General features: G+C 57.9%; 5 protein-coding genes. All 5 read right to left on the bottom strand.

Annotated elements, in window-relative coordinates; translation table 11 throughout:
• Positions 1-324: 324 nt before the first annotated feature.
• Positions 325-1,347 carry a dipeptide ABC transporter ATP-binding subunit DppF gene (dppF, locus tag HA46_RS08385; RefSeq protein ID WP_033792814.1) on the bottom strand — a complete coding sequence of 341 codons (1,023 nt, stop codon included), beginning with the start codon at positions 1,345-1,347 and terminating at the stop codon, positions 325-327.
• On the bottom strand, positions 1,337-2,323 hold the full coding sequence (dppD, locus tag HA46_RS08380; protein ID WP_033792815.1) for a dipeptide ABC transporter ATP-binding protein: 987 nt from the start codon (positions 2,321-2,323) through the stop codon (positions 1,337-1,339). Before dppD ends, dppF begins: the two co-directional genes overlap by 11 nt.
• A gap of 11 nt (positions 2,324-2,334) precedes the next feature.
• Positions 2,335-3,237, bottom strand: coding sequence for a dipeptide ABC transporter permease DppC (gene dppC / locus HA46_RS08375; protein ID WP_033792816.1), 903 nt, complete (start codon positions 3,235-3,237; stop codon positions 2,335-2,337).
• A gap of 9 nt (positions 3,238-3,246) precedes the next feature.
• The gene (gene dppB, locus HA46_RS08370) at positions 3,247-4,266 is read right to left on the bottom strand and encodes a dipeptide ABC transporter permease DppB (protein WP_084883632.1); all 1,020 of its coding nucleotides are present in this window, start codon (positions 4,264-4,266) and stop codon (positions 3,247-3,249) included.
• 300 nt (positions 4,267-4,566) lie between these two features.
• Positions 4,567-6,177 carry a dipeptide ABC transporter periplasmic-binding protein DppA gene (gene dppA / locus HA46_RS08365; RefSeq protein ID WP_033792817.1) on the bottom strand — a complete coding sequence of 537 codons (1,611 nt, stop codon included), beginning with the start codon at positions 6,175-6,177 and terminating at the stop codon, positions 4,567-4,569.
• Positions 6,178-6,850 lie beyond the last annotated feature (673 nt).

Here is a 6,850-nt window from a genome sequence, read left to right as displayed (position 1 = left end):
AAAACCTGCACAAGCCTTTCTTGTCGGTTTTGCCAATAAATTAATTAGTTAGCCTTAACTGAAATAGATAAGCCGTTATTGTGGGTTCAATAATAAAATTTACGCCTTACCCTTTGATGGCGCTGCCAATAGCGTATCAAGGCGTTACTGCGTTTTTTCTTAATGCAAACCTTACAGGCTTTTTGCGCTTTAGATAAAGCGTCGCGACATCCGCTCACGTCAGCGACGATAATCTTTTACGCGAATTTTTTTACGGCGGCTGAAGATGTATCAGATGGCATGAAGAGTGGACAATAAAAAAGGCTCCTTACGGAGCCTCTCTGTTTAAACGATCCCTTCCGCCGCGCCGACCGGCTGGTTTTCATCCTGGTCGACGGCAAAGCAGGCGATCTGCTGCTCGCCGTAGCGCTTCAGCTTCGGCTGTAGCTGCACGCAGGTGCCGAAGCGGCGACGGCAGCGCGCGTTAAACGCGCAGCCAGGCGGCGGATTGAGCGGGCTGGGCAGCTCGCCGGTCAGCTTGATGCGTTCGCGCCGGTCATCTGGATTGAGACGCGGCGTGGCCGATAGCAGCGCCTGAGTATAGGGGTGTCGCGGATTGCTGAAGATCGCCTCTTTGCTGCCCTTCTCCACGCAGCGGCCCAGATACATCACCATGACCTCGTCCGCAATGTGCTCCACCACCGAGAGATCGTGCGAGATAAAGACGTAAGAGAGCCCCATCTCCTGCTGCAAATCCATCATCAGGTTAAGCACCTGCGCGCGCACGGAGACGTCGAGCGCCGAAACCGGTTCGTCGGCGATCAACACGTCGGGTTCGAGCATCAGCCCGCGCGCGATAGCGATACGCTGACGCTGGCCGCCGGAGAACATATGCGGATAGCGATCGTAATGCTCGGTTTTCAGGCCGACCTTCGCCATCATCTCCAGCGTCTTCTCTTTACGCTCCGCCTTGCTCAGCGCAGTGTTAATCAGCAGCGGCTCCTCAAGGATCTGGCTGACTTTCTTGCGCGGATTAAGCGAACCGTAGGGATTCTGGAACACAATCTGGATTTTCTGACGGCGCAGCTTCTGCGCCTGCGGATCGTGCTTCAGCAGATCCTGACCGTGCCAGAAAAGCTGGCCTTCGGTCGGCGTTTCAATCATGGTCAGCAGGCGGCCGAGCGTCGATTTGCCGCAGCCGGACTCGCCGACCACCGCCAGCGTTTTGCCGCGCTCCAGATTAAAGGAGACGCCGTCCAGCGCTTTCACCAGGCGCTCCTGGCCGAAGAGGCCTTTCTTCACCGGATAGTGTTTTTTCAGGTCAATCGCCTGCAGCAGGTAATCCTGCCTGGTATTATCAAGACTCATAGGTCGGTCTCCCGGCATCATCCAGCGGATAGTGACATTTGGACTGACGCCCCGGAATGTCGCGTAAGGCAGGTTCTTCTTTACGGCAGCGATCGGTGGCGTAGGGGCAGCGCGGATTCAGCAAGCAGCCCATCGGACGGTCATATTTGCCCGGCACCACGCCCGGCAGCGACGCCAGACGCGCCTTATCGGCGGCGAACTCCGGCAGCGCGCGCAGCAGAGCCTGCGTATAGGGATGGCGCGGCGCCTTAAAGATATCGCTCGCCTTGCCGCTCTCGACCACCTGACCCGCATACATCACGATGATGTGGTGCGCGGCTTCCGCCACCAGCGCCAGATCGTGCGTAATCAGGATCAGCGCCATATTCTCCTGCTGCTGTAGCTCCAGCAGCAGCTCGATAATCTGTGCCTGAATGGTTACGTCCAGCGCCGTGGTCGGCTCGTCGGCGATCAGCAGCTTTGGCCGACAGGCGATCGCCATGGCGATCATCACGCGCTGGCTCATGCCGCCCGACAGCTGGTGCGGATAGACATCCAGTCGTGACGCCGGGTCGGGAATGCCGACCTGCGTCAACAGATCGATCGCGCGCTGACGGCGGGTGCGGCGGTTGCCGCCCTGATGCACCTTAATCGCTTCCATGATCTGGTAGCCGACGGTGTAGCAGGGGTTCAGGCTGGTCATCGGATCCTGGAAAATCATCGCCACTTCCGCGCCTACCAGCTGGCGGCGCTCTTTCTCGGAGATGCGTTTCAGGTCGCGCTGGTTGAACTCCAGCTTCTCGGCCATCACTTTGCCGGGAAAGTCGATCAGGCCCATAATCGCCAGCGAACTGACCGATTTGCCTGAGCCGGACTCGCCGACGATCCCCACTACCTGCCCCTGTTCAACCTGATAGCTGATGCGGTCGACCGCGCGGAACGGTGTCTTATCGTCGCCGAAATGCACCGATAATTTATCTACATTTAATAACGCCATCTCGGTGCCTCTTACTGCTTGAGTTTCGGGTCGAGGGCGTCGCGTAAGCCGTCGCCCATCAGGTTAAAGGCCAGCACGGTGAGCAGAATGGTCAGACCGGGAAAGGTCACCACCCACCAGGCGCTTTGCGCATACTGCAAGACGTCGGAGAGCATGGTGCCCCACTCCGGCGTCGGCGGCTGCGCACCCATACCGAGAAAGCCCAACGCCGCCATATCGAGAATGGCGTTGGAGAAGCCCAGCGACGCCTGCACGATCAGCGGCGCCAGACAGTTAGGCAGAATATTGACGAACATCTGACGCAGCATGCCCGCACCCGCCACGCCGGAAGCGGTGACGTAGTCGCGGTTAACCTCAACCAGCACCGCAGCGCGGGTAAGACGGATATAGTGCGGCAGCGCGACAAAGGTCAGCGCGACAGAGGCGTTGACGATCGACGGACCGAAGATCGCCACCAGCACCAGCGCCAGCAGCAGGCTCGGCAGCGCCAGCATAATATCCACGATGCGCATGATGATGGCGTCTACTACGCCGCCGAGGTAGCCCGCCAGCAGGCCAAATATGACGCCGAGGATCAGCGACAGCACCACCACCATGCAGCCCACCAGCAGCGACAGGCGCGCGCCATACATCAGACGCGACAGCACGTCGCGGCCCACATCGTCGGTGCCGAGGATATAGCTCCAGCTGCCGCCTTCCTGCCAGACCGGCGGATGCAGCAGCGCATCGCGGAACTGCTCTGCGGGCGCATGCGGCGCCAGCGCGCCGGCGAAGATGGCGATCAGCAGCATCAGCACCACATAGACCAGGCCGATAACCGCGCCTTTATTGCGTTTAAAATAGTGCCAGAACTCCTGGATGGGGGTCATCGGCTTGGGTGCAGCGGGTACGCTTGCGGGATCAACAACAGACATGACGCCCCCTTATTTCTTATGTCGTATGCGCGGATTGACCACGCCGTACAGCAGATCAACCAGCAGGTTGACCAGGATAATCAGCACCGCAGTCAGCAGCACGCCGCCCTGTACTACCGGATAGTCGCGGCGTTGCAGCGCTTCGATCAGCCAGCGGCCGAGGCCGGGCCAGGAGAAGATGGTTTCCGTCAGGATGGCGCCCGCCAGCAGCGTGCCGACCTGCAAGCCGATCACCGTGACCACCGGCAGCATGGCGTTGCGCAGCGCATGAACGACGATAACGCGCATGCGCGTCAGGCCTTTCGCGCGCGCGGTGCGGATATAATCTTCGCCCAGCACCTCCAGCATCGCCGAACGCGTCATGCGCACAATCACCGCCAGCGGGATGGTACCGAGCACGATAGCGGGCAGGATCATATGCATCACCGCATCCTTGAAGTCGCCCGCCTCGCCCCAGAAGAAGGTGTCGATCAGCATAAAGCCGGTGAGCGGGTTGCTGTCGTCCAGGAACACCGTATCGCTGACGCGCCCGGAAATCGGCGTCAGGTTAAGCTGCACCGACACCAGCATGATCAGCATGATGCCCCACCAGAAAATCGGCATGGAGTAGCCGGTCAGGGAGATGCCGACTGCGGTATGGTCGAAGATGGAGCCGCGCTTCACCGCCGCAAGAACGCCTACCGGGATGCCCACGGCGACGGCGAAGATCATGGCGCAGATGCCGAGTTCCAGCGTGGCTTTAAAGCGCGGTACGAACTCATCCCATACCGGGATGCGGCTCTTGAGCGAAATGCCCAGATCGCCATGCAGCACGCCGTAAATGTAGTGAACGTACTGTTTCCACAGCGGCTGGTCGAGGCCGAAGGCCGCCATCAGCTGGGCGTGACGTTCCGGGGAGATCCCGCGTTCGCCCGCCATGATCAGCACCGGATCGCCGGGGATCATATGCACGAATGCGAAGGTCAACAGGGTAATGCCGATAAATGTCGGGATGACAAGTCCCAGACGTCGGAGTATGAACTGCAGCATAAGCCGGATTCTCAGTCTTTTCCCGCCGCGGTAAGCCGCGGGATCTATTGCTCACAACTCGCTCCCGAAAAAAAACCGCGGGCGCGACGCAAAGTGCGTTAACCGTCATCTTTCGCTGCGCAGGCGCGAGGGCCCCGGCCCGACGTTTACCGCGGCAAATGTCGGAGACTGGTCGGCTCGCCGCTTTCCTGCAGCGCGAAGATGTTGGGTTTTATTCGAAGAAGTTAGCCGAAAATGCGCGTCGACCGAGCGGGCAAGCGCCCGCTCAGGGGCCGAACAGGTCGGCCCGAACCCCAGGAGTTATTCCTGGATATCGACGTTTTCGAAGTGGTGTTTACCTAACGGGTCGACCACGTAGCCAGAGACTTTTTTGCTCACCGGCTCAAACACCGTAGAGTGCGCGATAATCAGCGCCGGCGCCTGGTCATGCATCACCACCTGCGCCTGCTTATAAAGCTCGATACGTTTATTGTGGTCTGACTCCGCGCGCGCCGGCTGGATCAGATCTTCAAACGGCTTGTAGCACCAGCGCGAATAGTTGGAGCCATCTTTTGCCGCCGCGCAGCTAAACAGCGTAGCGAAGAAGTTGTCTGGATCCCCGTTGTCGCCGGTCCAGCCCATCATCACCGACTGGTGTTCGCCCGCTTTCGCGCGCTTCAGGTATTCACCCCACTCGTAGGTCACGATTTTGGCTTTCACGCCGATTTTCGCCCAGTCAGCCTGAACCATTTCCGCCATACGGCGCGCGTTCGGGTTGTAAGGACGCTGAACCGGCATTGCCCACAGGTCGATAGAGAAGCCGTCCGGCAGACCCGCTTCTTTCAGCAGCGCTTTGGCTTTTTCTGGATCGTAGGCGTAATCCTGAATCGCGTCGTTGTAGCCCCACATGGTCGGCGGGATCAGGTTTTTCGCGGCCTGGCCTGCGCCCTGATAAACGGCGTCGATAATCGCTTGCTTATTCACCGCCATGGTCAGCGCCTGGCGCACCTTGACGTTATCCATCGGCTTCTTCTCGGTGTTGAACGAGAGGTAGCCAACGTTCAGGCCCGGCTGCTCCATCAGGTTGATCTTGCTGTCTTTCTTCATGCTGGCGATGTCGGCCGGGTTCGGATACGGCATCACCTGGCATTCGCCCTTCTGCAGCTTGGCGTAACGCACGGAAGCATCCGGCGTGATAGAGAAAACCAGACGATCGATTTTTGGCTTGGTGCCCCAGAAGTCCGGGTTGGCCTTATAGAGAATGCGCGAGTCTTTCTGGTACTGCTGCAGCACGAACGGCCCGGTGCCGACCGGGTTCAGGTCCAGCTTCTCCGGCGTACCGGCTTTCTGCATCTTGTCCGCATACTCTTTCGACAGAATCGACGCGAAATCCATGCCGAGGTCGGCAAGGAACGGCGCTTCTGGACGCGTCAGGGTAAAGCGCACGGTGTAGTCGTCGACTTTCTCGATTTTGCCGATCAGCTTCGGCATATCCATGCCTTCGAAATATTCGTAGCTGCCGCCGGAGACGTTGTGGAAGCTATTGTTTTTGTCCAGCTGGCGCTCGAACGAGAACACGACGTCGTCGGCGTTGAAGTCGCGCGTCGGCTTAAACTCTTTGGTGGTCTGCCACTTCACGCCTTTACGCAGGTGGAAAGTGTAGGTTTTGCCGTCATCGCTGACGTCCCACTTCTCCGCCAGGCCAGGCTGCAGCTCGGTGGTGCCTGTTTTGAACTCCACCAGACGGTTATAGATCGGCACGGAGCTGGCGTCATAGGTGGTGCCAGAGGTGAACAGCTGCGGGTTAAAGCCTTCCGGCGAGCCTTCTGAACAGTAAACGAGGGTTTTTGCCTGAACACCTGCGGCGACGGTCATAGCAATCAGGCTCAGACCGACCTTCAGCATCCTGGATTTGGCCAGGGAGTTGATCATGCTTTTGCTCCATTGTGATGTGATGTTGTGTGTATTGCCCGACCTCTGTTTTTTTTATGCGGTTCAGGCGGACCACTGACGTGGTCGAAAGTGCGGAGCGTTCTTGTTGTGTTTTCCCGACGCCGTGGAAACTGCCGGATCACGCCGCTTCTGCAACTTTATTGACGCATCAATTTGTCAACAGTTGCAATGAACGTCAATACAGCCGCAAGTTATTTACACAGAGTGTGAGGAATAGCAAGCAACGGTAAAAAAAAGCCTTCTCGCTTAATCGCCAGATATTGCACAGCGCTTTTCACCGCCAGACCATATATCTCACTAAGCATGACGATAATTGACAGTGATTCTCACCGCTAAAAAACATCGGCGCTTACGCGATAAATGTTGAATAACTGAACGATTTAGCGTGCGTTATCGCGTCCAGGCAGTGGAAAATGCTGGAATTCAGGCATAAGCAATCCGCATGACAATAAAAAAGGTCATAAGAAAAACGCGATGCGAAATAAGCGTCTGAGCCAGACGCGGCGCGCGTTAGCGCGTAAAAAGGGACAATAATCAGATTAACCAGGCCTGAGCGGCGGCAAAGAGGGATTTCATCGGGTTTGTCATAAACCCGCCGGAAAAAATCCAAAACTAATGGTGCCGATATTCTTCTGAAAAACAGGCGGCGACA

The organism is Pantoea septica, assembly GCF_002095575.1.
GTDB classification, from domain to species: Bacteria; Pseudomonadota; Gammaproteobacteria; order Enterobacterales; family Enterobacteriaceae; genus Pantoea; species Pantoea septica.
The sequence above is the reverse complement of the archived record's forward strand: the minus strand, read 5'-3'. Positions and strand labels throughout refer to the sequence as shown.